The following is a 26420-nucleotide window of genomic DNA, read 5'->3' as shown; positions in this document are numbered from 1 at the left end:
CGCTAGGCGGCCTTGGTGAACTGGCTGTTGTACAGGTTCGCGTAGAACCCGCCGGCCGCCAGCAGCTCCTCGTGCGTGCCGCGCTCGATCACGTCGCCGTGGTCCATCACCAGGATCATGTCGGCGTCGCGGATCGTGGACAGGCGGTGCGCGATCACGAACGACGTGCGCCCGACCGTCAGCGCGTCCATGGCCTTCTGGATGAGCTCCTCGGTGCGCGTGTCCACGGAGGACGTGGCCTCGTCGAGGATGAGGATGGGCGCGTCCTGCACCATGGCGCGCGCGATGGTGAGCAGCTGGCGCTGGCCCGCGGACAGCGACGTGTTGTCGTCGAGCACGGTGTCGTAGCCGTCCGGCAGCGAGCGCACGAAGTGGTCGAGCCCCACGGCTTTGCACGCGGCGACGACCTGCTCGTCCGTCACGCCCGGCTTCGCGTAGGCGACGTTCTCGCGCACGGTGCCGCGGAACACCCACGTGTCCTGCAGGACCATCGAGAACTGGTCGTGCACGTTCCAGCGGGGCACGGAGGCCGTGTCCACGCCGTCGATCGAGATGGATCCGCCGGCGATCTCGTAGAAGCGCATGAGCAGGTTGACCATGGTGGTCTTGCCGGCGCCGGTCGGGCCCACGATCGCCACCTTCTGCCCGGCCTTCACGGAAGCGGAAAAGTCGTGGATGATCGGCTTGCCCGGCTCGTATTCGAAGCGCACGTGGCTGAACTCCACGTCGCCGCGCACCGGCTTCGCATGGCCGTTCGCGTCGCGCCCGAGCAGCGCGGGCTTGGCGGACTCGTCGGCCATCTCCGGCTCCTCGAGGAAGCCGAACACGCGCTCGGAGGCGGCGGCGCAGCGCTGCAGATTCTGGAAGGCCTGCGCGAACTGGGCGAGCGGCTGGGTGAACAGGCGGATGTACATCATGAACGCCACGATCACGCCGAACTCGATCTGCCCGTCCATGGCGAGCGCCGCACCCACCACGCACACCACCACGTAGCCGAAGTTGCCCACGAAGTTCATGAGCGGCATCATGAGGCCGGAGAGGAACTGGCTCTTCCAGCCGGAGTCGTACAGGTCGGCGTTGTAGCGCTCGAAGCGGCGGATGGAGTCAGCCTCGCCGTTGTACGCCTTGACGATGAGGTGACCGGAGTACATCTCCTCCACGTGCCCGTTGACGTCGCCGAGCGCCGCCTGCTGCGCGGTGAAGTAGCGCTGCGAGACCTTCATGATCACCATCATGATCGCGAATCCCACGAGGCTCGCGCCGATCGCGCACAGCGTCATGATCACGTTGTTCCAGAACATCATCACCAGCGCGCCCACGAACAGCGTGACCGAGGTGATGAGCGAGCCGAGCGACTGGCCCAGCGTCTGGCCGATCGCGTCCACGTCGTTGGTGATGCGGCTGAGCACGTCGCCGTAGCTCACCTTGTCGAAGTAGCTCAGCGGCAGCTTGTTGATCTTCACGCTGATCGCCTCGCGCAGGCGCTGTGCGGTGCGCTGGGTGACGTTGGCCATGAGCCAGCTCTGCACGTAGCTCAGCACCGCGTAGCCCACGTAGAGCGCCACGAGCGCCCAGCCGATGCGCGTGACCTCGCCGAAGTCCACGGCGCCCATGACGGGCCTGCCGTTCACCATCGCGGGCAGGCCGCGCACGATCGCATTGGTCATGTCCTTGAGCTTGTCCGGCCCGATGATCTGGAACACCGTGCCGACGGCGCCCATCACGAGCGCCGCCACGATCACGGGCACGTACGACTTGCAGAAGCGCACGAGCTTGCCCATCACCACGCCGAAATCCTGCGGTTTCTCCACGGCGGCGCCCATCGCGCCCGGCCCGTGGCCCATCGGCCCTCTTGCCGTTGGTCTTGCCATGTGTATCAGGTCCTTCCTATGCCGTTCTAAGCCGTCAGTTCCGTCTTGCTGAGCTGCGATTCGGCGATCTGCCGGTACACCTCGCAGCCCTCCATCAATTCGCTGTGGGTGCCCTCGCCCACCACGCGCCCGTCGTCGAGCACCACAATGAGGTCGGCGTTCATGATCGTGCCGATGCGCTGGGCCACGATCAGCTTGGTGGCGCCCTTGGCATGCCCGGCGAGCGCGTCGCGCACTTTGCGATCCGTGGCGAAGTCGAGCGCGCTGAACGAGTCGTCGAACACCAGGATCTCCGGGTTGCGGTAGACGGCCCTCGCGATCGACAGGCGCTGTCGCTGTCCGCCGGAGACGTTGGATCCGCCCTGCGCCACGGCCGCGTCGAACCCGCCGTCCATGCGGTCGACGAACTCGGTGGCCTGCGCCACGTCGGCGGCCGCCCTCACGGCGTCCATGTTCACGGCCGCGGAATCGGCATCGGGACCGGGCGCGTCGGAAGCCCCGCCGGAAACCCCGCCGCCGGCACGGTCGCCGTACGCCACGTTGCCGGCCACCGTGCCCTTGAACAGCACGGAGCGCTGCGGCACGTAGCCGATCCTCTCGCGCAGGGCCGTGAGGTCCCAGTCGCGCACGTCCACGCCGTCCACGAGCACCTGGCCGCCGGTCGCGTCGTACAGGCGCGGGACCAGATTGACGAGGCTGGACTTGCCGGAGCCGGTGGAGCCGATGAACGCGACGGTCTGGCCGGGCTTGGCCGTGAAGCTGATGTGCTCGAGCGTGTTCTCGCGCGCGTCCGGGTAGGCGAAGCTCACGTCGCGGAACTCGACCGTGCCCTTGGGCGCCGGGGTCTCGCCGTTCGCGGGGTTCTTCACCATCGGCTCGGTGTCCAGCACCTCGAGCACGCGCTGGGCGGACACGTCGGCGCGCGGCCACAGCACGAACACCATGCTCATGAGCAGGAAGCTCATGATCACCTGCACCGAGTAGCTGGAGAACACGATCATGTTGGAGAACACGGTGAGCTTGTCCGTGAGCCCGGCGGCGTCGATCAGGTACGCGCCGATCCAGTAGACGGCGAGCATGAGGCCGTTCATCACGGTGTTCATGAGCGGCATCATCACGGCCATCGCGCGGTTGGTGAACAGCTGCGTGTCCGTGAGCTCGCGGTTGGCCTCGGTGAACTTGGCCTCCTGCCAGTCCTCGGCGTTGTACGCGCGCACCACCTTGAGGCCGGTGAGGTTCTCGCGCGCCACGAGGTTGATGTTGTCCGTCAGGCGCTGCATGGCCTTGAACTTGGGCATGACGAGCGCCATGAGCACCACGATCGCGGCGAGCAGGGCCGCGGTGGCGACGCCGGTGGCCAGCGTCCATTCGAGGCCCTCGCCGGCGATCTTCGCCACGGCCCACACGGCCATAATGGGCGATTTGACGATGAGCTGCAGGCCCATGGTGATGAACATCTGGATCTGCGTGATGTCGTTCGTGGAGCGCGTGATGAGGCTGGCGGTGGAGAAGCGGCTCATCTCCGCCGGCCCGAACGACTCGACGCGCGCGAACTCGAGCGAGCGCAGTCGCTGGCCGAAGGAGGCGGCCACGCGCGCGGCGATGAAACCGGTCACGACCGCACAGGCGACCGATCCGAGCGAGACGAGCAGCATCTTGCCGCCGGCGATCCAGATGTCGACCATGGCGCTGCCGGGAGTCTCCACCAGCGTGGTGATGCTGGACATGTAGTCGGGCAGCTTGAGGTCGAACCAGACCTGTCCGACGATGGTCGCCAGCGCGACGATCATCTGGCCGACCTCCGATTTGGAGAGGTACTTCATGATGCGAAACATGGCGTCCCCGTCCTTTCCGTTTTCGAATGTGTGTTGTTGGTTATTTTCTAGTATTGAATTACTTACAGTGCAAGATATTGAGCATGCGTGGGCGGCGGACTTTTGCCGGCACCAGCCTTCGCCGATTCCGATCATCCCGAGCGAGCGACGGCGAGCAGAGCCCGTCGGACCATCGGGTCACCGGGCCACCGGCCAGTCCGGGCGAATCCGGCGATCCAGCGGCCAATCCGCCGTTCCGAACGGACTCGGCGAACCGAGTCAGGGGGCCGGCCCGGGAAGGCGCCTCCGGGATTCCTACGCCCCGAACATCGGGCAGCCGCCGCCAGACTCCGTTCCCGGCCCCGCTTCCGGGGCCGTTTCCGCACCCGCCGCCGGGCCTTCCCCCGCTTCGGCGCCGGACCCGGCCCGCTCGGCGAACGCCTCGCGGACCTCCTCGGGCGTGGGACGCGGCTTGCCGGGATGGCAGATCGACATGTACGTGGCGAACTCCTCAAGCAGGTCGACGAACTCGCGCGTGCGGCGCTCCCCCATCTGCGAGAAGATCCAGCACATCGCGTCGCGCATCTCGTCCAGATCGGCGTGCGCCTTCTCGCGGCCGGCGGGAGTAAGGTTCACGTGCACCACGCGGCGGTCGTCCGGGTCCACGTCGCGCGTGACGAAGCCCTTTTTCTCCAGCGCAGACAGCAGCGTGGACACGCGCCCGGAGCTGGCGCACAGGGCGTCGGCCACCTGCGAGGGCGTCATGGTGCCGCGGAGCATGAGTTCGTGCAGCACGAACGGCTCGCCGTGGTTGCCGCGGACCATGTCGCGCTGCATCTTCGACCGCTTGCGCCGCATGCAGGTCATGAGCGACGTCACCGCCTCCTGTTCAAACCCCATGCGCACTCCTTTCGTATGTCTGCGAGATATCTTACACCCAAAGGTAAATTTGGCAAATCCGACGGCGGCAGGGAGACAACAAGACGGCAAAGGGACAGCAAAGGAACAACAAAGGGACGGCCACCATGCGGTGAACCGTCCCCTGATTGTCCCATACCGTCATTCCAAGCGCAGCCCCATCGGGCCACGCCCGGGACGACGGCGAGGAATCAGCCCTTGTAACCGAAGTTCGGGATCTTGGCCCAGCGGTCGCGCAGGAAGTGCGCGGCCATCTTGGGCTGGCGGTCGCGCGTGAGGATGCCCTTGCGGTTGCCCTCCACGCGCATGGTGCCCTGGATGGTCACGAAGTCGGCGAAGTTCCACAGCTGCTCGCCGATGAACCACGGGCGCTTGTCGATCTCCGCGTCGATGCGGGCGAAGTAGTCGCGCTGGTACTCCTCGCTCCACATCTTGCCGTGGGTGCCGTGCACGCCCTCCATGGTGTCCGCGCCGTACTCGGTGAACATGACCGGCTTGCCGATCTTCTCCCACCAGTCGAGCTCGTAGTTCAGGGCGTAGCAGGCCGCGTCGAGGTCGCCGGACAGGTTGTACCAGCCGTAGTAGCGGTTGAGGCACACCACGTCCATGGTGCGGGTGACGAGGTCCTTGGTGTAGTCGTTCTGGCAGCACACGATCGTGACCGGGCGGTTCTGCGGGTCCACCTCGTGCGCGAGCTCGTACAGCGGGGTGAAGTACTTGAGCGCGCTCTCGGACTTCTCGCCGCCCTGGTCGTACCACGGCTCGTTGGCAAGCGACCACATGACCACGCTCGGGTGGTTCTTGTCGCGCGCGATCATGTCCCTGATCACCTGCTGGTGGTGCTCGAACAGCGGCTTGTTGGTGTACTGCGGCCAGCTCATGCCCACAGCCGGGGTCTCGTCGATGATCACGATGCCCTCGCGGTCGCACAGGTCGTACATGTTCTCGGCGTACGGGTAGTGCGAGGTGCGGAAGGAGTTGGCGTTGAGCCAGTGGATCAGGGAGACGTCCTTGACGTTGAGCAGCTGGTCGGTGCCGCGGCCGTGGAAGTAGCTGTCCTCGTGCTTGCCGAAGCCCTTGAAGTAGAACGGCTTGCCGTTGATGAGGAACTTCTGGTCCTTCACCTCCACGGTGCGGATGCCGAAGGTCTGGTCGTACTCGTCGCTCTCGCTCTCCGCGAAGCCGGCGAGATCGACGTGCGCGGTGTACAGGTACGCGGCGCCGGGGTTCCACAGGTGCGCGGCGGGCAGCGTGATCTCGCCCTTCGCGCCGGTGGCGGTGGCGACCGTGTTGCCGAACTCGTCCTGGATCGTCACGGTCACATGATCGTCGCGCTTGGCCGCGAACTCGCCGCCGAGCGTCACCTCGTAGCCGATGGTCGCGGGGCCGGTCTCGCCCTCGCCGAGGCCCTCGGTCACGGACTTGGTGGTCACGGCCACGTCGGCGATGTACGTTTCCGGCGTGGTGTAGAGCTCCACGTGGCGGTTGAGGCCCGCGAAATTGAAGAAGTCGAAGTTCGGGCGGTTCTGCGGCTTGGCCCAGCGCTTGCCGGCCTCCACGGACGGGATGCCCGCGTTGTCGGAGCCGAAGAACGCCACGTTGCCCTCGTTGCCGATCGGCAGGGTGGACTGGTTGATGCGGTTGTCGATGGCGACGGCGAGCAGGTTGTCGCCGGCCTTGACCTTGCCGGTCACGTCGAACTCGAACGGCAGGAAGCCGCCCTTGTGGCTGCCGAGCTTCTCGCCGTTGAGGTACACGTCCGCGGCGTGGGTGGCGGCGTCGAAGCGCAGGACCACGCGCTGGCCCTCGATCGTGCGCTCGGGCAGGCTGAAGGTGCGCTGGTAGACGACCCAGCCGTACACGTCGTACAGGTCGGTCATGTCATTCTGGTCGTTGTAGGAGCCGGGCACGGCCATGGGGATCGGCTCGGGCAGCGCGGCCGAGGTCCACTCGGTCGGATAATCGGTTTCGCCGGCGGTCTTGAAGTCCCACACGCCATCGAGGCTGAACACCAGTCGGGCGTCATTCGTCTGAGGGTAAAGCATCCTGTTCCTCCCTGTATGCTGACAGCTTTGTCTCTTGCTCTTCATGATACACGAGCTTCACACAGTTTTGATCAGTTTCGCGCATTTTCCATCAGAAAGCGTCAGATTTTTTGGGCGGGGCGGATGACGGGGCAGCACTTCACGTCCCTCACGCCTTTGCCCGTCAAATGAGCGGAGGATGCATGCCCCATACCGTCGGCTGGCAAAGAATCCGCCGCATTATGATTGCCGTCCGCGTCATTCCGCCACTTTGCGGAATAATGCCCGCGATTATTTGTCGTCCGCGAAGCAATTGGCCGAAGGCCGGGTGGTCGGACGGTCGGGCAATCGGCCGGCCAACCGACCGGACGCCTTCCCGATGTAAGCGGGCCGACTAACCCGATCAGATCCGCCCGACCAGATCCGCCCGGCAACGGAAGCCGGACTTCCCCGGACCGGGCGGCGCGATTCTGCCGATCATGGATAAAAATCGGCCTTCCGTTGCCGATTCGGTCAGCCCGCCCGACAACGGAAGGACGATTTTTCCGGCCAAGCGGCGGCATTCCGCCAATCCGGGAGAAAAATCCGCCTTCCGTTGCCGACCGGCCGGTTTGTCCGGCTTCCCGCCAGTCAATGAGTTCATCCATCCGGCCAGTTCACCCCCGACCGGTTCTTTCGGCAGACCAATCAGACCGTCCCGGTCATTCTGATCAGTCTTTCCCGCTTCCGAAGACGCGACCACCATGCCCGCCCGATCGGTCGACCACGGAAGACCAATATTCGCCGCCCGGTCCGCGGCATTCCGCCATTCCCGAAGAAAATACCCGGATTCCGTGGTCAGAAAACAAGAATGGACGATCACGGAAGGACGGCATTGTTCCCTGACAGCCCGGCATTCCGCCAATCCGGAAAAAATGCCGCCCTTCCGTGGTCGGCAGGCATCCAATCAGACAGACCGATCGACCGGATCCGTCAGACGGGCCAGCCAGACAGACCAGCCAGACCGCCGGACCGCCAACGTCCGGCCGACCCAACCGATCGGCCAACGCATCCAGTCGGTCAGTCCGCCCGGTGTCAGTCCAAAGCCACCTCGCCCGCGTCCCGCCGGGCCTTGCGACGCTCCCGCCACAGGCAGTAGCCGCCGAAGCCGACCAGCCACACCAGACCGGCGACGGCCGAACCGCGGGTGTCGTCCGCGAGGAACAGCGTGGCGTAGATGAACACGAAGAACGCCAGGGCCAGCGTGTTGGTCGTCTTCCACGCGGGCATCACGAAGCCGTCGGCCATGAAGTCGCCGGAGCGGCGGTAGCGGCGGTGGGCCAGCATGGTGAGGATGTAGATGAAGATGAACACCGCGGAGGACGCCGAGGCGAACAGCACGAACAGGCTGGAGACGCGCGGGAACGCGTTGATGATCGGCGAGAGCACAATGAGCGCCGCGGAGATGAGGATCGCGCGGGCCGGCACCTTGCGGTCGGACACGGTGGCCACCCAGCGCACGCGCGGGTTCGACGACTCGCCGGTCAGCTGGAACAGGTGGCGGCCGGCCGAGTACAGCAGCGAGTTGAGCGCGGAGGACGCGGCGGTGATCACCACGAAGAACACCAGCGCGCTCGCCCAGTTGAGGCCGGCGTACTGGAACACCATGATGAACGGCGAGGCGAAGGATCCATCCGCGTTGGGCTGGAACGTGCGCCACGGCACGATGAGCATGATCGCCAGCAGCGCGCCCACGTAGAACACCAGCACGCGCACGATCAACTCGTTGATCGCCTTGGGCAGCACCTGCCGCGGGTTTTCGGTCTCGGAGACGGTCACGCCCACGAACTCGATGAGCTGGTAGGCGAAGAACACCATCTGGAAGCTCATGAGGAACGCCATCCAGCCGTTCGGCGCGATCGAGAAGCCGTCCAGCAGGTTCGGCAGCCCCGCCTGCCCGGCCGGTCCGGCGTGGTCCATGCCCTGGATGGTGACCGCCGGGTAGTGGTAGCCGATCACCACCATGACCACCGCGGTGACGATCATCGCCACGATCAGCGTGATCTTGATCATGGAGAACCAGAACTCCACCTCGCCGAACACCTTCACGGCGATGAGGTTCACGGATGTGAGCACCACGAGGAAGCACAGCTCGATGAGCCACTTCCACGACGTCAGGTCGATGCCGAACGTGTCGAAGAACGTCACGAAGTACGTGGAGACGGCGGTGATCTCCGTCATGCCGAGCAGCACGAGCGCCAGCCAGTACGTCCAGCCGGCGAAGTGCCCCCAGCCCTTGCCGAGGTACTTGGTGATGAAGTTGATGAAGGTGTGCTGGCTCGGGTCCTTGTACATCATCTCGCCGATGGCGCGCATGAGGAGGAACATGATCGCGCCGACCGCGATGTACACGAACACGATGGACGGACCGGTCAGGCTGATCGACTTGCCGGACCCGAGGAACAGGCCGGTGCCGATCGTGCCGCCGATGGCGATGAACTGCACGTGCCGGTTGTTCAGGCCGCGCGCCATCTGGTTGGATTCGTCGAGCGAGGCGACGCTGGACGTTTGAGACTGGGGTGCTTGCGTTTCGGACATAATGCGCCAATCCTACCCCAGCGCATGTGAACGGTCCATAGCGGACGGGATTCGCCCCGCCGGCCCCGGCTACTCCACGGACTTGAGGGAGCTGACCGGGTCGATGCGGTCGAGCACCGGGTTGGTGAGCAGCTGCACAACCAGCGCGAACGCCAGCGTGGCGGCCGCCGCGATCACGTAGCTCAGCGGCTTGACGCTCACCTCGAAGTACAGGCCGGACATGTTCAGCGCCGCGGTGAGCAGACCGCCCACGAACCGGCCCAGCGGCAGGCCGACCGCAATGCCCATGAGGGTGAGCACGGTCATCTCCTTGTTCACGTACAGGTGCACCTCGCGGTCGAAGAATCCGAGCACCTTGAGCGTGGCCATTTCGCGCACGCGCTCGGACACGTTGGTGTTGGCGAGCGTGAAGAGCACCACGAGCGCGAGCAGGCCGGCGAGCAGCGTGATGAGGGCCACCACCGCGCCCATGAGGTCGAACTTGAAGCTGCGCTCCAAATGGTCGCTGCTCATGGCCGTGAGCACGGCCGGGTCGGCGGCGAGGGCGTCCGCGTAGGCGATGTTCTCGTCGGCGGTGCCGGTCAGCGTGGCGTAGACGGCGTTCCATGTGATCGGCGCGGCGGTTGCGCCCCCGGAGCCGGACGCGCTCCCGGAACCGGACGCGCTCCCGGCACCGCCCGCATCTCCGGAGCCGCCCGAGCCGCTCCCCATGAACAGGCTTCTATACAGCGTCTCACTCATGTACACGTTCGAGCCGATCAGATTGCGCGTCACCATGCTCACCCGCGCCTGCGCGCGGCGCCGGCCGCCGTTGGCGAGCGTCACCGTGTCCCCGCCGCGGACGCCGAGCGCGTTGACGGCCGACCGTTCCGCGATCACGCCGTCGTCGCCCAATGGCCCGTCCAGCGCGACCATATCCCCCAGCTTCGCAAGATCGGCCTCCGGCACCACGATGAGCTGGATCGCACTGCTCCTGCCGTCGGCGCCCGAAACCTCGCCGGATTCGAGGCGCACGTCCAGCGTCTCGGCCGTCCGACCGTCGGAGGCGAGGCGTGCGCGCATGTCGCCGGCCTTGGCGTCGCCGGACACGGCGAGCAGGTCGTAGCGGTACAGCTCGCCGTACTGCGCGGGGCCGAGCATGTTGATGGTGTCGTTGATCGCCAGCCCGCACACGATCAGCGCCGTGCATCCGGCCACGCCGAGCACGGTCATCACCAGCCGCGACTTGAAGCGGAAGATGTTGCGCGCGGCCACCTTGTTGAGGAAGCCCATGCGGCTCCACAGCGGGCGGACGCGTTCGAGCAGGATGCGCGCGCCGGCCTTGGGCGCCTTGGGCCGCATGAGCGCGGCGGGCGTCTGGCGCATCTCGCCGCGGCATGCAATCGCGGTGGCCGCGAGCGCGCCGACCACGAACAGCAGCACGCCGAGCGAGCCGACCGTCCAGTCGTATTCGAGCCGCACGTCCGGCACCATGTACATTTCGCCGATCACGATCCGCAGGAACGCGGGGATGCCGAGGAAGCCCACGAGCAGGCCGGCCCCGCCGCCGATCAGGCACGCCAGCAGCGCGAAGAGCACGTAGCACATGGCGATCGCGGCGCCGCCGTAGCCGAGTCCCATGTAGGTGCCGATCAGCCCGCGATCCTCCTCCACCATGCGGGTCATGGCCGTGAGCGTCATGAGCACGGCCACGAGCAGGAACACCACGGGGAACGCGCGGCCGATCGACTCGATGGAGCTCAGGTCGGAGTCGAGCGCGCTGTAGCCGCCGATGCTGTCGCGCGTCTGCACGTACCACTGCGCGGCGGCGATGTCGTCGATGTTCCGCTGCTGCCCCGCGAATTCGGCGTCCGCGTCCGCGCGCTTGGCTTTGAGCTGTTCGCGGGCGTCGTCGAGCTGTTGCTGCCCTTGCGCGAGCTGGGTTTCGCCGTCCGAAACCTGCTTGAGACCGGCTTCGACCTGCTGCTTGCCGGCGGTGAGCTGCGCGGCCTTCGCCTCGAGTTCGGCCGACTGGCTTTCGAGCTGCGTGGACTTTGATTCCAGTTCGGCGGACTGCGCATTGAGCGTCGCCTCGCCGTCCGCGGCCTCCTGCTCCTTCGCGGTGAGCTGCGCGTCCTGCTCGGCGAGCGTCTTTTCGTTGGCTGCGATGGTCTCCAGCCCGGCCTTGGCCTGATCGCGCTGTGACTCCAGCTGCGCGGCGGCCTTGTCGAGCTGCGCGCGCACGTCGGCGAGCGAGGTCACGTCGGCCGGATCCGCGGGCACGGTCACGCCGAGGCGGGCGAGCAACGCGGCGATCCGCGACCATGTGGCCGCGTCCACCGATCCCACGTCCACGCTCGGCAATCCGTCGAGCAGCGTGCGGACCTGCTGCACCACGCCCAGCATCTGCTCGACCTGCGCGAGACCCTGCTGTGCCTGCGTCTTCGACGCGGCGAGCTGCTGCTTGCCGGCGTCCAATTGCGAGCGCGCGGAGGCCAGCTGCCGCTTGCCCGAGTCAACCTGCTGCCGCGCGGTTGCGAGCTGCTGCCGCGCGGTTGCGAGCTGCTGGCGTCCCGCCGCGATCTGCGAGCGCGCGGAGGCGATTTGGCTTTCCCCGTCGGCGATCTCGGTCCGCTTGGTCTCGAGCTGCGCGCGCGAATCGGCCAGGGTCTGCTTGTTCGCGTCGATCGTGGCCTGCTGGTCGTCAAGCTGCTTGGAGGCGTCGTCGAGCTGGCCGTAGGCGTCGGTTTTGGCGTCATTGAGCTTGCGCTGCGCCGCGTCCACGATCGTCTGCCGGCGCGCCTGCTGCCGGTCGGTCTGCACGGCGTTCTCGATCCGGTCGGTCACGGCCTTGACGGCGGCTGCGTACCGGTCGTCGAACGTGTTGAGCCCGGCTGCGCCGGCGACGGTGAGGCTCACGGACGTGTACACGTTGCCGGTCACGCCGTCGGAGGGCGCGAAGAAGTTGTAGTCGCTCGCGGCGGTGTTGCGGAAGTTGCTGCCCGCGTAGCCGTACGGGTTGCTCAGGTCGGTCGGGTCGAGGACCACGCCCGTGATGGTGAGGTCCGTGGGGAAGCTCGGGGCGGATTCGCCGTCGATGGCGGAGGATTCGCCGGTCTCGTTCTCCGCGGCGGTCACCGTGAGCCGGTCGCCCACCTTGAGCCCGCTGTCCTTGACGAACTTGTCCGTGACCGCGATCTCGCCGGCCTTCCCCGGCATGTGCCCGGTCTCCAGCCGCGGCCGGTTGAGGCCCGCCGAGCCGAGCTCGTTGATCGTCGCGCGCTTCTCCGAGCCGTCCACCGCCACGGTCACGCTCTGCGAGCGCTCGGGCTGCACGGTCTGCACGCCGCTCACCCGCTTGAGCGCCGCCACGTCGTCGTCCGTGAGGCCCAGCGTGGAGAGCACCTGCACGTCCATCAGGCCCTGCTCGTCGTAGAAGCGGTCGGCGGCGAGGAACGTGTCGCGGCAGCCGGCGTAGATGCCGGTGAGCACGGCCACGCCGAGCAGCGAGATCAGGGCGATGGACGCGAACCGCTTCCACGCGCGCAGCCACATGCGCCACGTGTCCTTCGCGAACGCGCGGCCCGCGAACGCATAAGTCGTCGGCGCGCAGTCCTCCGCCGCCCGTCCTTTCGACGCCCGTCTCGCCCGTGCCCGGCGCATCGCCATCACCCCGCCGTCACCATTCGATGTCCGCGACCGGCGTGGGCGCGGCGTTGTCCTCCTGGGCGACCACGCGGCCGGATTTGAAGCGGATCACGCGGTCGGCCATGGGCGCGATCGCGGAGTTGTGGGTGATGATCATCACGGTCATGCCCTCGTCGCGCGCCACGTTCTGCAGCAGGGCGAGCACGTCCTTGCCGGTTTCGTAGTCGAGCGCGCCGGTCGGCTCGTCGCACAGCAACAGCTTGGGCTTCTTGGCGATCGCGCGCGCGATGGACACGCGCTGCTGCTCGCCGCCGGAGAGCTGCGCCGGGAAGTTGCCGAGGCGGTCGCCGAGCCCCACCTTGGCGAGCGTCTCCGCGGGGTCGAAGTGATCGGGGCAGATCTGGCTGGCGAGCTCCACGTTCTCCAGCGCGGTCAGGTTGGGCACGAGGTTGTAGAACTGGAACACGAAGCCGATGTCCGTGCGGCGGTAGGCGACCAGCTCGCGCTTGGACAGCCCGGAGATGCTGCGCCCACCCACGCTCACCGTGCCGGACGTGGCGGTGTCCATGCCGCCCAGAATGTTGAGAGCCGTGGTCTTGCCGGCGCCGGACTGCCCGAGGATGATGGTCAGGCGGCCCCGGTCGGCCGTGAAGCTGGCGTCGTCAAGCGCGCGGATGGCGGACGCGCCGGCCGCGTATTCCTTGACCACATGATCGAATTCGATATACGCCATCGCACGCCTCCTTGCCATCTTTCAGCCTAACATCCGAACCTTGGAAACATCGGGAAGCCGCCGAGGCCGTACAATACGAGCGTCGCCGGCGCCCCCGCCGGCCAAGGAACCGGCAGACAACCGGCTCACACAACCGGAGAGATGAGAGTCCCATGACCAACAAGCATGAAACCGACGACGTGCCGGTGCCGGCCACGTTGCGCAAATCGCTGAAGAACCGCCACATCCAGCTGATCGCCCTCGGCGGCGCGATCGGCACGGGCCTGTTCTACGGCTCGAGCGAATCGATCAGCCTGGCGGGCCCGAGCATCCTGCTCGCCTATCTCATCGGCGGCCTCGCGATCTTCATGATCGTGCGCGCCCTGTCCGAGATGAGCGTCGAGGACCCGAAGGCCGGCGCGTTCAGCTACTACGCCACCCGCTACTGGTCCAAGCGCGCGGGCTTCATCTCCGGATGGAACTACTGGTTCAACTACATCCTCGTGTCCATGGTGGAGCTCGCCGTGGTGGGCAGCTTCGTGAACTACTGGTTCCCGGCCATCCCGCAGTGGGTGTCCGCCGCGTTCTTCCTCGTGGTGATCACCGCCGCGAACCTGCTGGGCGTGAGCAAGTTCGGCGAATTCGAGTTCTGGTTCGCCATCATCAAGATCGTGGCCGTGATCGCCATGATCCTCGGCGGCCTCGTGGTGCTCGTCATGGGCGTGAGCACCGTGAGCGGCGTCGCGCCCTCGTTCGCCAACTGGTTCACCGTGGGCGGCGGATTCCTGCCCAACGGCCTCATGAGCCGCACCGCGGACGGCCAGTGGACCGGCCTGCTCATGGCCCTCGTCGTGGTCATGTTCAGCTTCGGCGGCACCGAGCTCATCGGCATCACCGCGGGCGAGACCGAGAACCCGCGCACCACCATCCCCAAGGCCACGAACGACATCATCTGGCGCATCCTCGTGTTCTACATCGGCGCGCTCGGCATCATCATGGCCGTGGTGCCGTGGAACACCATCGACGGCGAATCCAGCCCGTTCGTGCAGATCTTCGACTCGGTGGGCGTGCACGCGGCCGCCGGCATCCTCAACTTCGTGTGCCTCACCGCCGTGATGAGCGTGTACAACTCCGGCCTGTACGCCAACTCGCGCATGCTCTACTCGCTCGCCAAGCAGGGCAACGCGCCCGCGTATCTGGGCAAGCTCAACGGGCGCGGCGTGCCGGTGGCCGGCGTGCTCACCTCCGCGGTGATCACCGCCCTCGCCGTGGTGGTAGTGTTCCTGTGGCCCGAGTTCGCGTTCAACTACCTCATGTCCATCGCCACCATCGCCGGCGTGATCAACTGGACCATCATCATGATCACGGAAATGCACTTCCGCCGCGTGGTCGCCTCCGGCAAGGGGCCGGGCGAGCTCGCGGGGCTCACCGGCGACGACGCGCTGGCCCACCTGCAGTTCAAGCTGCCGTTCGCGCGCGTAACCCCGTGGGTGGTGCTCGCGTTCCTCGCGCTCGTGGTGGTGCTCATGTGCTTCTCCGCGAGCTACCGCATCGCCGTCTACGCGGGCGTGATCTGGCTGGCCGTGCTGTTCGTGGCCTCCCAGTTCCTCAAGCGCAAGTAAGCCGGACAGGCGCGGCGACCTCCGGCATTACCTCCCGATCGGCGGCGGTGCCGGAGGTCGCCGCCGGTTCCCTTTTCCCGCAGTATTCGCCAAGTAATGCGCGCGTTGTACCATCGGCGCTGATGGCACAATCACAGCAGCAATCCCGGCAATCGCAACAGCTCCCGCTCACTCCCCCGGCTCCACCCCAATCGGCGCAACCAGCGTCATCGGCGCAATCTGTGGCGGACCAACCATTCCCCACCATCAGCTGGACCGGCCCGGCGCGCACGCATCTCGTCACCCTGACCGACCGCGGCGACCTGCTGTTCCATCTGGCGCTGCTGTCCCTGCCCGTCGACGGCACGCGGCTCGGCGTCTACGCCCCATTCTGGACGCCGATCGCCCCGTGGCTGTTCCTCGCCTACGCACTCCTCAACTGGCGCGAACTGCCGAACGTGTACCGGCACTTCCGCGTGTGGTTCCTGTTCCCCGCCGCGCTGATCGTGCTGTCCGGGCTCGGCTGGGCGACCGTCGGGTTCCCCCCGGTCGCGGCCGTGGAAAGCTGGACGGCCGTCGTGGGCGCGCTGGCCACCCTAGTCGCGGTGGACATCGCCATCCGCGTCAAACGGCTTCCGTGGGGCGAGGCCATCCGCACGATCATCGTCGCCTACTGGTTCGCGTTTGCGGTCGGCGTGATCCAGTGGATCGGCATCGTGCTCGACCTGGGCTCCCTGCGCTCGTATTTCGACCAGCTCATGACCCGCTCCTACGTCATATCCGACTCCCCGTGGGGCGGCGGGCGGCCGCAGTTCCTGTTCGCCGAGCCGAGCTACATCGGCATGCACCTGTTCGGCGTGCTGCTGCCGCTCATGTGGCTCATGCGCGGGCGCGACCGCATCTACGCCAAGCGCCTGCGGGACCTCATCGTCGTGTTCGCCGCGGGCTCGGTGCTCATGGGTGCCGGCGTGCGCATCATCCTCGACTCGCTCGTCGCGCTCATCATCGTCATCGTGGAGCGCGTGCGCTGGCGCGACCCCGCCGCACGCAGGCGCGGTTCCATCGGGCTCGTGGTTTCGGTGGCCGTGGGCGTGGCCTGCGTGGCGCTCAACGGGCGGCTCAACTCCATCGCGTCGAACGGCATGGAGGGCGACGGCTCGTTCTACGCGCGCTTTTGGCAGTCGCTCGGCCCCCTGAGCGGGCTCGTGCGGCACCCGATCTACCTGCTCACCGGCTACGGCGCGGGCAACATCGCCGACGCCACCCACGCGGGCTCCGACCTTGCCGCGGGGCTGCTGACCTCCCTGCGCCTCGACACCGCCGCGCCCTCCGAATGGTACGCCCGCATGACCCCGGACACCATCTGGACCATGAGCGCCTACACCAGCTTCCTCGCCGAATACGGCGTGGTCGGACTGGCGCTGGCGATCTGGCTCATCGCCCGTCACCTCACCGACCGCCGCGCGTGGAACAAGACCACCATCTGCTGGTTCGCGCTCGTCGTCTACCTCTACATCCAGTTCGAGGGCTACGCGTTCGCGGCCATTCCCCTGCTGGTATGGGCGGTCTCCATGCAGTACGGGCTGAATCCCGCGCATGCGGCGGGTATGGGTGCGGGTTCTGCGGCCGTGTCCACAACTGCAAGCGCGAAACGGTAACCATAGAGGCGCCCGACCACGTCCACAGACTCCTACTCACCCTTCCGAGGGCAGATTTCGGCTCCCGCAGACATCTACTCATCCTTCCGAGGGCACCGCCATCGGCCATCAACCATCTACAGTCCACCGACCTGCACCGGAAAACGGCGGAAAGACGCGGCCCATCATCCCGGTGTTCACCGAGTACCTGCCCTAGGAAAGCCGAGTAGATGTCCACAACCAGCAAAATCTGCCCCCGGAAGGGCAAGTGGCATGCACAATAGCCACCGGACCGCATCACGCCGGGTACAATGAACGCTCGTTTGCCCAGTTTTTGCCGTCACACGACCGCGGAGGTTCATCCATGGAGACGCTCGCCCTCATCCGCGACATTCTCCACATTCTGCTCCGCCCCGGCAAGGACGAAGCCACCGCCCCTGAACGGCAGAGCACAGGCGAGCCGCGCCAAGCCACGCGAGGACTCAGCCGAACGCGCACGGGCGGCACCCGCGCAACCACAACGGGCAAGGCAGGCGCAGCCAAAACACGATCGGGCGCCGGCAAGCCCTCAACGACCGTCATGAACCGCGCCAATGCCAGCACCACGTGCAGGAGCAACGGCCACGGCACCAGCACCGGCGCCCGCAAGGACAACACGAGTCAAGCAACACCGCCAATCCCCACCGCCGCCGGCCGCGCCGACGCCACTACCCGCGGAAATGGCGGGAAGAGCGCGCGCCCGTCAATTTCGGCAGCCTCCAACCACGGCACCGGAACACATCGCGGCACCGGCGCCTGCCATCCCCGGCTCATGCCCTCCCCCATGCCGCCGAAGGCCAAACTGGACGCCGCCCGTGCCACAATCGGCCCGGTCGAAGGCCATGATCTGAGCGACGAGCAGCTGGCCCCCATCGTCGGCGCCGGCCGCAGCACGCTCGTGCTCGCGGGCGCGGGCACCGGCAAGACCACCACGATCAACGGTCATGTCGCATGGCTGCTCGCCACCGGACGCGCCAAGCCGGAGGAGATTCTGGTGCTGTCGTTCACCAAGTCGTCCGCCGACGAAATGTCCGCGCGCATCCGCAAACAGACCGGCGCCGGCATCCGAGCATGCACGTTCCACAGCCTCGGCCTGGACATCTGCAGGCGAGCGAACCCCGGCAACCCACTGCGCGTCGCGGATGAGACAACGCTCACCGAAGCCGTGCGCCAGACGTTCTCCGACCGGATCGGGAGCGCCGCCAATTCCGCCACGGCCGCCGACCCCGCCACCGCCCGGTACCGCAAGACCGTGCTGGCGCTCATGCCCAAGCCGATCGCCGGCAAGTACCGCGCATGGGCCTCGCCAAACCCGGCGGCCTTTCCCGCATCCAATCCGCTCGAAGACCCCGCGTTCGCCCAGTGCGCCGACCATCTGCTTGCCGCCGCCCGGACGATCATCCTCCACATGCGCGCCAACGCCCTGACCGTCGCCGACCTGCGCCGCCTCAACCGCGATCGCACGCCCCGGAACGCCCAAACCGCCGCAGCCGTCAAAACCACCGCAGCCGACGCGTCCCGCAACGCCCGCATGATCGACTTCCTCGCCCCGCTGCACGAGGCCTACCAGCGCCGTCTCGACGCCGACCACGCCGTGGACTTCGCCGGCATGATCACCGAGGCGACCCGTCACGTGCGCGAGGGCCGGTACGCAAGCCCGTTCCGCTTCATCCTCATCGACGAATACCAAGACATGTCCCGCCCGCGCTACGAGCTCATCCGCGCTCTGCGCGAGCAGACGGACTGCAGCCTGTTCGCCGTGGGCGACGACTGGCAGTCGATCTACCGCTTCGCCGGCAGCGACGTGAGCCTGATCCTCGATTTCGACCGGCTGTGGCGCGACTGGGGCCCGACGCGCATGTTCCAGATCACCGCCACGCGACGCTTCCGCACGAGCCTGATCGAGGCGAGCGGCGCGTTCGTCATGGCCGATCCGGACCTGTACGTCAAGCATCTGCACAGCCTCAATCCGAAGGCCGACCATTCGATCAAGGTGCTGTGCGGCCGCGGCAACGACGGCGACACCGGCAACGCCGCCAACGAGGACAGGGCGCGCGCGGAAGCCGTCGTCGCGCAGCTCGCCAAACTGCCCAAAAACGCCACGGTGATGCTGCTCGGCCGGTATGCGAGCGACCTCGACCCGCTGCTCGCGCACAGCCCGCTCCGGCCGCCGCAGGCGCAGCAGACGCAGTCGCGCCCCGGCCGCCTCGCGCTGCCCGACCGCCCGGACCTGGACATCACGTTCATGACCGTGCACAAGTCCAAGGGTCTGCAGCGCGATTTCGTGTTCCTGCTCGCCACGTCCGGCGGCCCGCACGGCTTCCCGAGCGCCATCGCCGACGAGCCGCTGCTCGACCTGCTGCTGCCCGCCGCCGAGCCGTTCCCATACGCCGAGGAGCGCCGGTTGTTCTACGTGGCCATGACCCGTTGCGTCAAGAAGCTGTTCATCGTGGTCGACCGCCGTCGTCCGTCGCGCTTCGTCTACGAGCTGCGCGACTCGATCTGCCCGAACGTCTTCCGCGGCGTGAAGCTGCCGCCCCGCTGCCCCGACTGCGGCGAGGCCCTCGTGCTGCGCGCCTCCGGAACCGATCAGCGGCAGTTCTACGGCTGCACCAACTGGCCCCTGTGCGCCTACACATGCGCCGCGGCGTAGGGTGCCGCGTAAGGTTCTGGCCTGAACACGTCGCGCAGAGCCGGAACGGCGCGCACGCATCGCAATACGCCACGCGCAGCCTGACAAGTCGGATTGCTTGACCAACACGCCCCTCGTCCTTGAAGAGCGCAATTGATCAGAAAAAGAAAATGCGGCGATGTGCTACTCTCCCGCACCCTATCGAGTGCAGTACCATCGCCGTGTCAGGCCTTAGCTTCCGGGTTCGGAATGTAACCGGGCGTCTCACCTGAGCCATGATCGCCGCAAGAGATGAATATACACGAACATCAATCGCATGCCAACCTCGGCGTGTCGCGCAGCACCTCCAGCCAAGCCGCGCCTGACGGCAATGTCTCAAAACCACCGCAGCGGAACCGCCGCCCGCGCCGAATACAATGTGACCATGAGCGCCAACAACATCGACAGCATCACATTCTCCACGACCGGCCTTCGGCAGGGATACGACAGCGAGGCCGTGGACGACCTGCTGGACCGCATCTCCGACGCGCTTGACGGCAACGGCACCATGCGCGGCGAGGACGTGCGCCGCGAGCACGCGGAGCTGCCGACGGTGAGGCATGGCGGCTACGACATCGCGCAGGTGGACGAGACCTTGGAACGCATCGCGAACGATCTGGACAGCGGCCGCATGCTCGGGCTTGATTTGCAGCGGGTGCTCCTGCTGCTGCAGGTCGCCGACAGCGAGCACGTCTCCGACTACGCGCGGAACACGGCGCGCGCCCGGCTCCGGATGATCTCCGACGAACAGTGGGGCACGCTGCTGCGCTAGGCGCCGCGATGAGGAGTGTCGCGCGACGTGCCGGCTCAAGCGCGCGCCTACCATTTATAGGCATGAAGCATGAGCTTGACATTCTGACGGGTGGATTCGGTTCGCTGCAGGGCTCGCACAGCCCCGGCATCGAGCGCTACGTGCTGGGCGTCGACGAGGACGCGGTGACCGTGGAGCACCGGGAGCTGCTGTCCGACGTTCCGTCGCCGGCTTGGCTGGAGCGCGACGACAACCGCGACGGCGACATGCTGTACGCCGCGCTGGAAAACAGCAACGAGCTGGCGGCCCTGCGCATCGAGCGGCCCCAGTCGGATCGCGTGGCGCTTACGCTCGTCTCCCGCGTGCCGGTTCCGGGCGTCCATCCCACGCACGTCGCCGTCACCGCGGACGATTCCGGTCACAGGCATGCGATCGTCGCCGACTACGTTGACGGCACGGTCGTCGTGTTCCCGGTGTTCGCGGACGGCTCGCTCGGCCCGGCCGCGCAGGTGCTGCACGGCGAAGGCCACGGTCCCCTGCCCGCGCAGGAGGGCCCGCATGCGCACTGGGTTCTGCCCCTGCCGGACGGCCGCGTACTCACCACGGACCTGGGCGCCGACCGCATTCACGTGCATCGCTGGCACGACGGCGAACTGACGCGCGTCGGCGCGGTGACGCTCGCGCCCGGCACCGGTCCGAGGGACATGCATGTGCTGCCAAGTCATGACGGCTCCCTGCGCATCGCCGTCGTGGACGAGTGGGGCGACACGGTCACCGTGCTCGGCTGCGACACGAACGGCGGCGAACCAGCCGATCTGCAGGTGCTGCAAACCGTTGATTTGGGAGGTGACGACGACCCGCGCGATCAGGCCGCGTCGCTGGCGTACGCGCCGGATGTGGTGATCGCCGGAAACGATGGCGCCTCCGCTTATCCGGGATTCGCATACGTCGGCCTGCGCGGTTCCGAGCGCATCGTGACCCTGCGCTGGGACGGCGACCGGCTGCAGCGCTTGGCGCCGATTGACGCGCCAGGCTGGCAGGGCCGCGGCATTTTCAGCGGCGGCAGCCGTCCGCGCCACCTGCGGCTGATCGGGCGTTACCTGATCGCCGCCAACGAGGTCTCCGACGACCTGTCCGTGTTCCGCATCGCCCCAAACGGCGAGCCGATCCCCTGCGGCAACGTCCCGGTGGGCTCCCCCGCCGTCATCCTGCCGTTGTGATTCGCGCATAATGATGATGTCTCTTGCGTTTGATTTAGAATACAATTGACATACATTTTAGCGGGAGGTGGATGATGGTCACATCAACGTACCGGGTGGATGCGGATCTGAAGAAGCAGGCGTCCGAACTGTATGAGTCGATGGGAATGAGCCTGAACACCGCCATCAACGTATTCCTGCGGCAATCGGTCAAGGAGCAGCGCATGCCGTTCCAGCCGAGTGCCGCCCCGGTTGCATCCCCATTGCCCGAGGCGGGGTCGGTCGCCGCAAATGGCGTGGCATACCGAGGTCTGGACGACCGGGGCTATCCGGTTCTTTCAATCCCCGACCGAATGGTCGTCGAGCCAAAGCGCGACGAGGACGGCACGCCCGTGCTGCCGCAGTCATGGAAGGACTGAGCACCTGTGCTGGACCGTCCCGTATTGCGACCCGTCCCGGAGACCCTGCATACGTTTGACGTATACCGTATGCCCGTCAGGTTTGAGGAAGACAGGACGCGCTCTCGGAATCACTACGTCACCTGCATCGTCGTCGATGTGGACGGCAATGGCGGCGTGGCGGTCAAGCTGACCAGCAATCCGAAATGGAATGATGCCGGCGACGTCCGGCTGCTCGACTGGGAACAGGCCGGCCTGACCCATGCCACCACCGCGCGGTGCGCGCAGTTGGTCCGATTCAGACGCGAGGATTTGCAGGGGTACACGGGCACGTTAAGCAGGGAGGACGCCGTCAGGCTGGCGAGCGCGCTGGGCGACGTGCCGCCCGACCGATCCGTGTGGCTATGACGACGGCCGCAGTGCGTCCGCCGCTGCACCGCCCCCCCCGCACAGAAGCCCCGCGCAAGGCCAAATCGGCGGAATTCCACCGATGCAACCAGTGGTTGCGACGCGGCTGCAGCGCGGCTGCGCACGATTTCGGTTGCGTTTTGCCGTTGCAACCGGAAGATGGTGGCGGGTCCGGCGCCGGCGTGCCACAGTGGAATCATCGTTCGGACGTGACATGATGAAACCACCGGCTAAGGGGATGATGACGATGAGCTTCCGCACCAATTTGCAGTACCTTCGGTCACGGCGCAACATGACGCAGGAGCAGCTTGCGATGCTGCTCGGCGTCTCGCGGCAGGCGATCTCGAAATGGGAGTCCGAGAAGGCGTACCCGGAGATGGACAAGCTGCTGGCGATCTGCGACCTGTTCGGCTGCACGCTCGACGATCTGGTGATGGGCGACGTGAGCCGGCCGGCGACCGCCACGGCACCGGCATCCGGTCCGGCCAGCACCAGCCCCACCGCCGATGGCAAGTCCGGTAACGGCGACGAGACACACGGCACGCCCGCCGCGCAAACAACGATCTCCGAACAACGGGAGCGCGCGCAACAGAACCTGCAGACCCCCGCCGCAGTCCTCCCGAAGGACATCACCGGCTACGACGCCCATCGCCTCCGATTCTCGATGATGATCGCATCCGGCGTCGCGGCGATCATCGCGGGCGTCGGCGTCGGCAACCTCTTCGACTCGGAGCATTCGATCATCGGCGACAGTCCGCTCAACGACTTCCTCACGTTCGTGTGCATCTGCGTGGGCGTGATCGTCGGTCTGGCGCTGATCATCCCGGGCAGCATGGCGCACAGCGACTTCAGGCGCCGGCATCCGTACGTCGAGGACTTCTACACGGAGGACGATCGCTCCCGCGAAACGCGCATGACGGCGGTCGGCGTGGTGGCGGGCATTGCGGCGATCCTGATCGGCATCGCGGTGTCCGAGTATGCGGACACGGTGCTGGAGATCGGCGCCGGCTGGCCGATCGCGGTCATGCTGCTGTTGATCGCGGCCGCGGTGTTCGGATTCGTCTACTGCGGCATCCGGCGCGGCATGCTCAACATCGACGGTTACAACAAGGAGACCGAGCAGGAGAAGCGCAATCGCGCCGGGGACGTGCCGCGGTCCGCGCAACTGTCCGGAGCCCTGAGCGGCATCATCATGCTCGTCGCCACGATCGTCGGTCTGACGCTGCTGTTCCTCGTGCCCGGGTCATTGTTCTGGATGTCGTGGGTGATCGGCGGCCTGCTGTGCGCCGTCAGCGGCGTGGTCGTCGGCCTGTTCAAGGACCGCTTCGACAAGTAGGCGGGGAATAGCAAGATAGCGAGGCGGGCCAATCTACGGCCGCTTCCGCCCGCCGCGCAGATCATAGGGATCGTAGGTCCCGTCACCGGGCCCTGACCGGCGGACGAGGAACCGGCACACACGCACCTGCCGGTCAGGGCAATCAGAACCAGATCACGGCAATCGGATCACGTCACGCTCATATCACGGGCTCAAAAGGACGAAATCCACGGTTCTAAGCGCCAAACCCCCGCAATTCCGTCCTTTTGAGCCCGTGATCCGAACGCGCGCAAGCGCATAGCAGAGCAGATGCTCGCATTGCCGGTCAGACAACCCGAGCAATAGCTCACCGCTTGCCGCGCAGGTTGTAGGGATCGTAGGTCTTGGCGTCGTCCGACCGGCCCGCCCGAGCGCGCCGCCCTTCGCGGATTTCGTCAAGCGTTTCACGGTTCAGCCGCCGCAACTCCTCCGTCCGGCGCTCGACCACGCTCTCCTCCTCACCCTTCCATGGTTGTTCAAGACCGACGATCTCCACCAGCCGAACCGCCCCGACGGCGATGCTCGCGGCCGCGACGACTATAACGTCCTCGCGCAGCAGGACCGTCGGCCATGGCAAAGCGAACGGAATCAGCGCCTTGACGACGACCAGCGGCCACGGCATCGGAGGGGCCGTGCGATTGGCGGTCCGCTGCAGTTCGTAGTCGAGACGCGAATCGATCAGCGAGACGGCGATCCATGTGATCGCCAGCACAATGCCCAGTTCCCCGCCGTCGAACGCGGCGCGCGCGATGATGCGCAGTCCCAGCCACGCAACCAGGAAACTGACCGGGAACGAGACGGCCATGCCCAGCAGCAGATGTCCGCCGAGCACATGCCCGTATTTCGGCCGATAATCCGACGCCATGCAGCACCCCTTCCCGTCGCGCGACCCGTTGGCCACGGTCTGCATTGCAATCCCAGCTTACCGGGCCATGACTGGCCAGCCGGGAACCGGTACACGCACGCGCACCGGGTTGGCAACCGATCATGACCCAGATCACGGCAATCGGATCACGTCACGCTCAAATCACGGGCTGAAAAGGACGAGATCCACGGTTCTAAGCGCCAAACCCCCGCAATTCCGTCCTTTTGACGCTTAGAATTCGGGATTTCGTCCTTTTGAGCCTGCAATATGAGTGCGGTTGGCTCCGTCACGCAGCCTTGGTCGGATCCTTCTGCAAGGCGAGGAACACCAGCGCCACCACCAGCAGCACCGCGATGGACAGCACGCCGATGCTCGCGTTGCCGGTCAGCGACGTGGTGGTCGCCACGAGGAACGTGCCGAGAATCGAGGCGGTCTTGCCGAAGATGTCGTAGAAGCCGTAGTACTCGTTGGCGTGGTCCTTGGGGATGATCTTGCCGTAGTAGGACCGCGAGAGGGCCTGAATGCCGCCCTGGAACATGCCCACCAGAATGGCGAGGATCCAGAACTCCACGGCCGAGCGCAGGAAGAACGCGGCGAAGAACACGATGCACATGTAGGCCACGACCGCGGCCACGATCATCGGCTTGCAGCCGTAGCGGCCGGCCATGCGACCGTACAGGATCGCGCACGGGAAGGCCACGAATTGGGTGACGAGCAGGGCGATCACGAGCTGCGTGGAGTCGATGCCGAGCTGCGTGCCGTAGGAGGTGCTCATGGAGATCACCGTGTTCACCGCGTCGATGTAGAAGAAGAACGCGATCATGAACATCCACAGCGGCTTGTCCTTGACGATTTTGCGGAACGTGCCGCCCAGCTCGGTGAACGTGCCGCGCACGGCCGCATCCAGATGATCGCGCGTGGCGCGGTAGTGGACCTGACGGTAGCTGGTGATGAGCGGCACGGTGAACGCCACCCACCACACGGCCGTGATCACGAAGCTCGCGCGCGTGCAGGCCGCGGTGGACCAGCCGAACAGCGCCGGACCGCCGAAGATCAGCGCGATGCAGGCGATGAACGGCACGGTCGAGCCCACATACCCCCAGCCGTAGCCGTGCGAGGAGACCTTGTCCATGCGCTCGTTCGACGTGGTGTCGATGAGCATGGAGTCGTAGAACGTGAGGGAGCCGTTGAGGCCGATCGTGGCGAGGATGTACACCACCAGGAACGGCAGCCACGCGAGCGGCAGGGCCATCGCGGCGCACATGACGGCGCCGGTGCCGAAGAAGCCGAGGAAGAACTTGATCTTCATGCCCTGCACGTCGGCGATGGAACCGAGCAGCGGCATGAGCAGCGCGATCACCAGCGACGCGATGGTCTGCGCATAGCCCCACGCGGACACGATGTTGCCGTCGGCGGGCATGAGCGACTTCGCATAGATCGGCGTGACGGCGGTGCTCAGCAGCACGAAGGCGGAATTGCCCACGTCGTAGACGATCCACTTCTTCTCGCGGGCGGTGAGCTTCGCGGAGGCCGGCGTGCGACTGGTCGCGGTCGGCGCGGCGGTGCTGGCATTACTGGACATAAGGCGCTCCTGACGTTCAAACCACCTTTCATCCTAAAGTTCCGGACCGGGTGGACGGCCGAAACCGGGTGAACAGCGGATGAACTTCCGTGGCAAGCCGAAGCGGACGGGGATGCCCGACGCCCCGGCGATCGGGCGCGGCGGGCCGTAGCGGGCCGGAATAGACAGGAGCGGGATGGAATGGACGGGGACGGAAACGGCCCGGACGAACGGGGACGGACCGGAATGGACAGAGCCGGACCGGGACGCCCTTGACGAATTTTCGCCGGGATTCCCGCCACGATCGTCGGTTTCGCGCGACGACTGCCTGAGCCCGCCCACCCACCCTGCCCACCCTCCCCCCCCCCCCCCGCCGCCACCCCCCCCCCACAC

18 protein-coding genes and 1 rRNA gene are annotated in these 26420 nt (G+C 66.5%); 8 read left to right on the top strand and 11 right to left on the bottom strand.

Translation table 11 applies throughout. The annotated features are described in order from the left end of the window. Nucleotides 1-2: 2 nt before the first annotated feature. From DSM100685_RS02450 to DSM100685_RS02415, 8 genes are all read right to left on the bottom strand, one after another. The gene (locus DSM100685_RS02450; protein WP_420837368.1) at nucleotides 3-1844 is read right to left on the bottom strand and encodes an ABC transporter ATP-binding protein; all 1842 of its coding nucleotides are present in this window, start codon (nucleotides 1842-1844) and stop codon (nucleotides 3-5) included. 53 nt (nucleotides 1845-1897) lie between these two features. Beyond that, a complete protein-coding gene (locus DSM100685_RS02445; protein WP_152349782.1) occupies nucleotides 1898-3706 on the bottom strand; it encodes an ABC transporter ATP-binding protein in 1809 nt (602 codons plus the stop codon). Nucleotides 3707-4000: 294 nt separating this feature from the next. Then, nucleotides 4001-4585 (bottom strand): MarR family winged helix-turn-helix transcriptional regulator, encoded by a 585-nt coding sequence (locus tag DSM100685_RS02440; RefSeq protein ID WP_152349781.1) that lies wholly within the window; start codon nucleotides 4583-4585, stop codon nucleotides 4001-4003. Nucleotides 4586-4794: 209 nt separating this feature from the next. Next, nucleotides 4795-6648: a beta-glucuronidase gene (uidA, locus tag DSM100685_RS02435; RefSeq protein WP_152349780.1), complete on the bottom strand. Its 1854-nt coding sequence runs from the start codon at nucleotides 6646-6648 to the stop codon at nucleotides 4795-4797. Nucleotides 6649-7030: 382 nt separating this feature from the next. Next, nucleotides 7031-7489, bottom strand: a complete 459-nt coding sequence (locus tag DSM100685_RS02430) for a hypothetical protein (RefSeq protein WP_152349779.1) — start codon at nucleotides 7487-7489, stop codon at nucleotides 7031-7033. A 212-nt stretch (nucleotides 7490-7701) separates the two neighbouring features. Then, nucleotides 7702-9204, bottom strand: a complete 1503-nt coding sequence (locus DSM100685_RS02425; protein WP_152349778.1) for an amino acid permease — start codon at nucleotides 9202-9204, stop codon at nucleotides 7702-7704. A 69-nt stretch (nucleotides 9205-9273) separates the two neighbouring features. Next, nucleotides 9274-12738 carry an FtsX-like permease family protein gene (locus DSM100685_RS02420; RefSeq protein ID WP_163200797.1) on the bottom strand — a complete coding sequence of 1155 codons (3465 nt, stop codon included), beginning with the start codon at nucleotides 12736-12738 and terminating at the stop codon, nucleotides 9274-9276. Nucleotides 12739-12862: 124 nt separating this feature from the next. Next, on the bottom strand, nucleotides 12863-13564 hold the full coding sequence (locus DSM100685_RS02415) for an ABC transporter ATP-binding protein (protein ID WP_152349777.1): 702 nt from the start codon (nucleotides 13562-13564) through the stop codon (nucleotides 12863-12865). Between the two features lie 152 nt (nucleotides 13565-13716). Between DSM100685_RS02415 and DSM100685_RS02410 the strand changes: the two genes are divergently transcribed. The 3 genes from DSM100685_RS02410 (at nucleotide 13717) to DSM100685_RS02400 (ending at nucleotide 19473) form a co-directional block, all read left to right on the top strand. Further along, nucleotides 13717-15165 (top strand): amino acid permease, encoded by a 1449-nt coding sequence (locus tag DSM100685_RS02410; RefSeq protein WP_152349776.1) that lies wholly within the window; start codon nucleotides 13717-13719, stop codon nucleotides 15163-15165. 221 nt (nucleotides 15166-15386) lie between these two features. Further along, nucleotides 15387-16802 (top strand): hypothetical protein, encoded by a 1416-nt coding sequence (locus DSM100685_RS02405; RefSeq protein WP_152349775.1) that lies wholly within the window; start codon nucleotides 15387-15389, stop codon nucleotides 16800-16802. Between the two features lie 559 nt (nucleotides 16803-17361). Further along, a complete protein-coding gene (locus tag DSM100685_RS02400) occupies nucleotides 17362-19473 on the top strand; it encodes a UvrD-helicase domain-containing protein (protein ID WP_239512595.1) in 2112 nt (703 codons plus the stop codon). Nucleotides 19474-19622: 149 nt separating this feature from the next. On the opposite strand, the gene rrf is transcribed toward DSM100685_RS02400, so the two are convergent. After that, a 5S ribosomal RNA gene (gene rrf, locus DSM100685_RS02395) occupies nucleotides 19623-19739 on the bottom strand. Between the two features lie 137 nt (nucleotides 19740-19876). Between rrf and DSM100685_RS02390 the strand changes: the two genes are divergently transcribed. The 5 genes from DSM100685_RS02390 (at nucleotide 19877) to DSM100685_RS02370 (ending at nucleotide 23583) form a co-directional block, all read left to right on the top strand. Then, nucleotides 19877-20263, top strand: a complete 387-nt coding sequence (locus tag DSM100685_RS02390; protein WP_163200799.1) for a DivIVA domain-containing protein — start codon at nucleotides 19877-19879, stop codon at nucleotides 20261-20263. Between the two features lie 62 nt (nucleotides 20264-20325). Continuing rightward, nucleotides 20326-21462 carry a lactonase family protein gene (locus tag DSM100685_RS02385; RefSeq protein WP_152349773.1) on the top strand — a complete coding sequence of 379 codons (1137 nt, stop codon included), beginning with the start codon at nucleotides 20326-20328 and terminating at the stop codon, nucleotides 21460-21462. A gap of 71 nt (nucleotides 21463-21533) precedes the next feature. Continuing rightward, a complete protein-coding gene (locus DSM100685_RS02380) occupies nucleotides 21534-21860 on the top strand; it encodes a type II toxin-antitoxin system RelB/DinJ family antitoxin (RefSeq protein WP_152349772.1) in 327 nt (108 codons plus the stop codon). Nucleotides 21861-21929: 69 nt separating this feature from the next. Further along, nucleotides 21930-22247: a hypothetical protein gene (locus tag DSM100685_RS02375; protein WP_239512596.1), complete on the top strand. Its 318-nt coding sequence runs from the start codon at nucleotides 21930-21932 to the stop codon at nucleotides 22245-22247. A gap of 247 nt (nucleotides 22248-22494) precedes the next feature. Continuing rightward, entirely contained in the window at nucleotides 22495-23583 is a 1089-nt protein-coding gene (locus tag DSM100685_RS02370; RefSeq protein ID WP_152349770.1) for a helix-turn-helix transcriptional regulator, read from the top strand. 325 nt (nucleotides 23584-23908) lie between these two features. On the opposite strand, the gene DSM100685_RS02365 is transcribed toward DSM100685_RS02370, so the two are convergent. Next, complete coding sequence (locus tag DSM100685_RS02365; RefSeq protein WP_152349769.1) at nucleotides 23909-24466, bottom strand: hypothetical protein; 558 nt, start codon at nucleotides 24464-24466, stop codon at nucleotides 23909-23911. Nucleotides 24467-24752: 286 nt separating this feature from the next. Next, nucleotides 24753-26048 (bottom strand): MFS transporter, encoded by a 1296-nt coding sequence (locus DSM100685_RS02360; protein WP_152349768.1) that lies wholly within the window; start codon nucleotides 26046-26048, stop codon nucleotides 24753-24755. Nucleotides 26049-26420 lie beyond the last annotated feature (372 nt).

This window comes from Bifidobacterium avesanii (assembly GCF_009299475.1).
Lineage (GTDB): Bacteria > Actinomycetota > Actinomycetes > Actinomycetales > Bifidobacteriaceae > Bifidobacterium > Bifidobacterium avesanii.
This window is presented reverse-complemented; position numbering and strand designations above follow the sequence as displayed.

What these genes read in the sequence shown, in the direction of transcription:
- DSM100685_RS02450 (WP_420837368.1), bottom strand. Translation starts at nt 1,844, where the DNA reads ATGGGCCACGGGCCGGGCGCGATGGGCGCCGCCGTGGAGAAACCGCAG.
- DSM100685_RS02445 (WP_152349782.1), bottom strand. Translation starts at nt 3,706, where the DNA reads ATGTTTCGCATCATGAAGTACCTCTCCAAATCGGAGGTCGGCCAGATG.
- DSM100685_RS02440 (WP_152349781.1), bottom strand. Translation starts at nt 4,585, where the DNA reads ATGGGGTTTGAACAGGAGGCGGTGACGTCGCTCATGACCTGCATGCGG.
- uidA (WP_152349780.1), bottom strand. Translation starts at nt 6,648, where the DNA reads ATGCTTTACCCTCAGACGAATGACGCCCGACTGGTGTTCAGCCTCGAT.
- DSM100685_RS02425 (WP_152349778.1), bottom strand. Translation starts at nt 9,204, where the DNA reads ATGTCCGAAACGCAAGCACCCCAGTCTCAAACGTCCAGCGTCGCCTCG.
- DSM100685_RS02420 (WP_163200797.1), bottom strand. Translation starts at nt 12,738, where the DNA reads ATGTGGCTGCGCGCGTGGAAGCGGTTCGCGTCCATCGCCCTGATCTCG.
- DSM100685_RS02415 (WP_152349777.1), bottom strand. Translation starts at nt 13,564, where the DNA reads ATGGCGTATATCGAATTCGATCATGTGGTCAAGGAATACGCGGCCGGC.
- DSM100685_RS02410 (WP_152349776.1), top strand. Translation starts at nt 13,717, where the DNA reads ATGACCAACAAGCATGAAACCGACGACGTGCCGGTGCCGGCCACGTTG.
- DSM100685_RS02400 (WP_239512595.1), top strand. Translation starts at nt 17,362, where the DNA reads ATGAACCGCGCCAATGCCAGCACCACGTGCAGGAGCAACGGCCACGGC.
- DSM100685_RS02390 (WP_163200799.1), top strand. Translation starts at nt 19,877, where the DNA reads ATGAGCGCCAACAACATCGACAGCATCACATTCTCCACGACCGGCCTT.
- DSM100685_RS02385 (WP_152349773.1), top strand. Translation starts at nt 20,326, where the DNA reads ATGAAGCATGAGCTTGACATTCTGACGGGTGGATTCGGTTCGCTGCAG.
- DSM100685_RS02380 (WP_152349772.1), top strand. Translation starts at nt 21,534, where the DNA reads ATGATGGTCACATCAACGTACCGGGTGGATGCGGATCTGAAGAAGCAG.
- DSM100685_RS02375 (WP_239512596.1), top strand. Translation starts at nt 21,930, where the DNA reads ATGCCCGTCAGGTTTGAGGAAGACAGGACGCGCTCTCGGAATCACTAC.
- DSM100685_RS02370 (WP_152349770.1), top strand. Translation starts at nt 22,495, where the DNA reads ATGAGCTTCCGCACCAATTTGCAGTACCTTCGGTCACGGCGCAACATG.
- DSM100685_RS02365 (WP_152349769.1), bottom strand. Translation starts at nt 24,466, where the DNA reads ATGGCGTCGGATTATCGGCCGAAATACGGGCATGTGCTCGGCGGACAT.
- DSM100685_RS02360 (WP_152349768.1), bottom strand. Translation starts at nt 26,048, where the DNA reads ATGTCCAGTAATGCCAGCACCGCCGCGCCGACCGCGACCAGTCGCACG.